The organism is Candidatus Cryosericum odellii (assembly GCF_003570935.1).
Lineage (GTDB): Bacteria > Caldisericota > Caldisericia > Cryosericales > Cryosericaceae > Cryosericum > Cryosericum odellii.
The window spans coordinates 2,156-6,965 of record NZ_QXIU01000164.1 but is presented as its reverse complement, the minus strand read 5'-3'; the positions used below and the strand labels follow the sequence as shown (position 1 = coordinate 6,965).

Sequence of the window (4,810 nt, the reverse complement as noted above, 5' to 3'; positions counted from 1 at the left end):
CATAGTTTCTAGCATTTTAGGCATGATAGAAGCTAATTTCGCTACATAAGGAGAACCAAAATAAGAGATCAGAAATATAGGGAAGAATCTCACGACGAAATTCGTAATTTGACCAATCACAGGAACATCTATCGCTCTTTTAAGTCTTCCTTCCTTGATTAAAGTATCTTGCCAATGCACAAACAAGCAGTTTATAGTAACAGTAAGGTAAACCATACCGACACCGAAAAAGCTTAATGGTACTGATAGAGCAACTGCTTCAGATGCTGGTAGTTTTGATACTATTGCCAATGGAATGCCAATATATGCTGCGAAATTTACATCTGCAGGCATCGCACCTCCAGGAGTGACAAGCCCTATGTACAATGCTTGAATGGCTGCTCCCATCAGGATTCCTGCTTTGACATCGTGTAGAATCACCCCGATAATAAGACCGGCTATAAAGGGTCTCCCCGTTGTATACCATCCACCCAATCCGCCAAAAAGCCATGGTGCATAAATAGACGAGGCATAACCAATCAGACCGATAAGTAGTGCTTGCCACAAGCTCACTTTACACCCCCTGTTTATTTTGTCTCAAGCCTTAAGGATTCTTTCCGATACATACTTTCTATCATAGTCTCTGCTACAGGTCTCTGCTCCACCTCCTCTCGTTCTCAGTGTAACCATCCAAACTGAACGCAATTTTCTTTGCTAACATTTCATCTGATTTTGGTAACCTTTTCGTAACCTATATATCACATGTATCATTGTTGTTTCCTTTGTCAATACAACGCATGACTCATCAAAGATACTGCGATCCATGTCAAGAGGACAAAGATAGATTGGCTTCATGGTCAAGAGCCCGCTGCTTCGATATTGTTACGGTGAGCTGATGTCCGATGAGAAGAAGTTTCCTCATACAAGCGATCAAGGCGAGCCTAGGGTTCTTGTGTTTGTCGGTCAGGAGGTGTTCGTAAAACGTTCGTCTGCACTCATTGTGTTGGATACAGCTCATGCAGGCTGGGGAGAGAACCTTCTTAGAAGAGGGTTTCCTGCTCTGGAAAGCAGCAAGTGATATGTATCCGATAGGTCTGCAACAGGGCGATTCGAACATGGAGGTCAACGATGCCAGGACCGATACAGACATTCCACGTCGGCGGATCTTGCATCGGTGATCCTCCTCTTTTGGGGGAATCGAGAAGAATCAGGGGGGAAATCTGGTACACCTTATGTCTCATATGCGGAAGCAGGGCACAAAACATCAACGCTGGAAAATATCAGGGGATACGATGTGAGAAGATGCCCTTCTTCAGCAATCTCGTTCGCCTCGTGGTGTGCCATGGAACGGAGTCAACACCTAAGCCCACGGCGCCTAATGCGCACTCTTCAGAGGATTCGAGTGCTCACCGTGCATATTGCCCATCCCATTCGAGGAACCGACACCAACAAGGACCACTTCCAAAACCAGCTTGAACAGTAGCGTTACCGATGGCTCGCAGGACTACCTGTTCGCCCCTATCTCCACCAATCGTCCACCTGGACCCCCGGAAGGGGCATTTTTGCCAGCGTTTTGCTCTGGCGTCCAATTATCAGACGTGTCCTCTTTTTTGGCTTCGGGGTCGTATTTCCGGGGTTTTCCATGGCCTCCCTTGGGATCTGTTACACTACGCGGTATTCGGCGCTTGCCCTCGTTCATGAAGAGCCACGAGATGGTCAGTTCCTGCGGGCCGACATCGATCCTGCGAATAAGGCGCTGGAGAATACCCTGTCTCTACTCTTTTGTGCGTCTCTTGCTGTAGTAGAATTCCATGAAGCCCTTCTTGAGCATGTGTTTCAGCTCTTCCTGGCGCTCATTCTGGGTCTTGAGGTCCTCAAGTTGCTGGCGCAGATCCTCGACTTTAGCATGTGCATTGTCCATCCTCAGCTTGGTAATCTCATAGGGTTTCTCAGGATTCCCGATATCTGCTTTCTCCCTGTTCTCTACACCTTCCGCATGCAGGCACCAGCGACAGCAAGTTCTTTTGTTCACAAGATAGTGGCACAACCTGGAAGCAGTGCGTGCGGGTTTTAGGAGATAGCATCCAAGATACGTCGATGAGCCTTGCCACGATTCCTCCTTGTCCTGTCGTGAAGTAGTCTTTCAAAAGACGTTTTTGTTGCTAAAATAAGTTTAGGTTATGTCGTTTTCCTTTAACTTCTTGGCCTGTGGTCGCAAAATGGATACAAAGGAGTTCAAGATGGCAAAGAACATAGCTGTTCTGGTCGGAAGTCTGCGCAAGGAGTCTTACAGTAAGAAGATCGCCAAATTCTTGGCAAGTCTGTTTCCAGAAGACTGTAATGTCTCATTCGTCGAAATTGCGGATCTTCCACTGTACAATCAGGACTACGATGATGAAGCAAGAGTCCCTGAGTCTTATACAGGATTCCGTAACACAATGTCGAGTATTGATGCGGTGCTATTCGTGACACCTGAATACAATCGTTCCGTCCCGGCCGTCTTGAAGAACGCACTGGATGTCGGATCCCGCCCCTATGGTAAGAGCATCTGGGATGGAAAGCCTGCAGCTATCGTCAGCGTTTCTCCTAGCGGAATCGGGGCGTTTGGCGCGAATCATCATCTACGCCAATCATTGGTTTTCCTGAATATGCCGACAGTGCAGCAGCCTGAGGCATACATTGGGCACGTCAACGATATTCTCAATGAGGACGGAGAAGTTGCCGATAGCGGGACTTTGAAATTCCTTCACTCTGTCGCTGATGCACTTGTGAATCTAGCGGGTAAGTTCTAGAGAATCTGGCGGGTAAGTCCTAAATAGTGACGTGAACGGGTACGGTCGAGGCGGAACAAGCCGGTTGTACCCGTTCTTGTTGCTCCGGCACGGTTCGATTTTGTGCCTGTGGATTCCATGCAGGTTCGCCTCCTTGGCTCCCCGCGCCGAATCTCGACAACAAGACGCCTCCCGACAGTAGCCGGGGGCCGAGAAGAAGTTGCTGGGCATCCGACTGCTGCGGCAAGTATGGAGGACCGTGGCACCGCGCGAATGATACATGCGAAATCCTAGTCATCCCTGGGAGACCGAACTTGCAGCAAGGTATCTGCTAGAGCGTCTACGACAGCGCTTCCGGGCGCAGTGTTGGGGTGTTCGCCAGCGTACTTCAACGCCCCTATCTCCACCACACGACCACCATGACCCTTCTTTCTTGCTTCGGGACTGACTTCAGATCGAGTCACCTCACACACGTCTTCCGAAAATCGCCAGTGGACAACTATGTTAGTAACTCCCAAGTTGGATACAACATCGGGATGTTCGTCCAGCCATGCGTACGTGTCGCGATGTTAGGGTATCTTATTCTCTGGTTTCTTCTTCGGGTTGCCTCGTGTCGCGTGAGGCCGGTTTGTGGATTGCACCCTGGAATGATTGTAACCTACGGCATCATGGATAAGAACCTTTAGCAATCTCTCATTGATTTTGTCGTCCTTGTAAATATCAATGGTTCTCCATTGTTTGCCTGTGAGTCCGCTATTGAAGAGCTTGTCAGGATCTGCAAGGCTCGCTCCCTGAGAGAAGGTTAGCTTTACTTTTTCCTTGAAGGCATTGGCAATACAGACTATCCCATCGTGGGACCATGCTGCAGTTCCCATCCATTTCCACTCCTCTACTATATCGGGATCAGCTTCATGGATAATCCTCCTAATACTGGCAAACGTGGTGCCGCGCCAATCAGTGAGATTAGCAATTAGGTCGTCAATAAGTTCACTTGCGTTCATGTTCATTACTCTATTACCTCCTAAATTACACAATGTCATGTGCCGAATCAACATCGGAATGTTTCTCTTTTAGAGGTTCTATGAAATATGTTCATAACATGTTTACTCGACAGCACTGTACACTTCAACCGGCTCTGCCATGCAATCTGGGTCACTCCCCAATTGGGTACTGGTCTTTCAACCGCGAAGACTCTTCATGTTTTATGGCACGACATTGCCTGCCGCGCGGTAGATTTCGTACCACTCTTGCCTTGTTAATTCAAATGTGGACCCTTTGCAGATATCTTTCAGTCGAGCCGCGCTTGTTGTTCCGACAATGGGCTGTATTTTTGCGGGGTGGCGTAGAATCCAGGCAATAGCGATCGCAGTATTCGGCACCCCTTTGGTCTTGGCGAGTTCATCGATCTTGAGATTGAGTTCCGGGAACTTCTCATTATCGAGAAACGCGCCTGCGAACATACCATACTGGAATGGCGACCATGCCTGAATGGTAATGTCTTTCAAGCGGCAATAGTCGAGAATGCTGCTATCCCTGTCAACGGCACTGTCATTTTGCATGTTCACGTTCATGCCGTTGCTGATCATCGTCGCGTTGGTAATGCTGAGTTGCAGCTGATTAATGACGAGTTTCTGATTCAGGTACCTGTTGAGCAATTCAATCTGCATAGGTTTTTCATTGCTTACGCCAAAGAATCGGACTTTCCCATTGTTGTGCAGGATGTCAAACGTCTCAGCCACTTCTTGTGGATCTGCTAATGCGTCGGGGCGGTGGAGCAGCAATACATCAACGTAATCGGTATTCAACCGTTTTAGGCTGCCATCGACCGATTCCAGAATATGCTCTTTAGAAAAATCATAGTAAATGTTGCTTCCATCGTGCTGGCATATGCCACATTTTGTCTGGAGCAGTATTTTTTCACGGACAGCCGGACTCATGTGAATTGCCCGTGCGAACAACTCCTCAGACTTACCGCCGGCGTAGATATCTGCATGGTCGAAGAAATTGATGCCTTCGTCCAAAGCAGTCTGAACAAAAACTTCCGCTTCCTTGCCAGATAG

The 4,810-nt window shown here is 48.2% G+C and carries 5 protein-coding genes; 1 reads left to right on the top strand and 4 read right to left on the bottom strand.

Features of this window, described 5'->3' with window-relative positions; translation table 11 throughout:
* Both SMC5_RS06830 and SMC5_RS11050 read right to left on the bottom strand, forming a co-directional pair.
* The coding region (locus SMC5_RS06830; RefSeq protein ID WP_119120114.1) for a PTS sugar transporter subunit IIC at positions 1-552 on the bottom strand (552 nt) is incomplete at its 3' end.
* Between the two features lie 1,201 nt (positions 553-1,753).
* Complete coding sequence (locus tag SMC5_RS11050) at positions 1,754-2,011, bottom strand: hypothetical protein (protein WP_126854964.1); 258 nt, start codon at positions 2,009-2,011, stop codon at positions 1,754-1,756.
* A gap of 208 nt (positions 2,012-2,219) precedes the next feature.
* On the opposite strand from SMC5_RS11050, the gene SMC5_RS06815 reads away from it, so the two are divergent.
* Positions 2,220-2,771 (top strand): NADPH-dependent FMN reductase, encoded by a 552-nt coding sequence (locus SMC5_RS06815; RefSeq protein ID WP_119120110.1) that lies wholly within the window; start codon positions 2,220-2,222, stop codon positions 2,769-2,771.
* Between the two features lie 548 nt (positions 2,772-3,319).
* Here the strand turns inward: SMC5_RS06815 and SMC5_RS06810 are convergent.
* Together SMC5_RS06810 and SMC5_RS06805 are read right to left on the bottom strand one after the other, a co-directional pair.
* On the bottom strand, positions 3,320-3,757 hold the full coding sequence (locus SMC5_RS06810) for a DUF1801 domain-containing protein (RefSeq protein WP_207799121.1): 438 nt from the start codon (positions 3,755-3,757) through the stop codon (positions 3,320-3,322).
* Positions 3,758-3,952: 195 nt separating this feature from the next.
* A partial coding sequence (locus tag SMC5_RS06805; protein WP_119085476.1) for an aldo/keto reductase occupies positions 3,953-4,810 on the bottom strand: 858 nt, incomplete at its 5' end.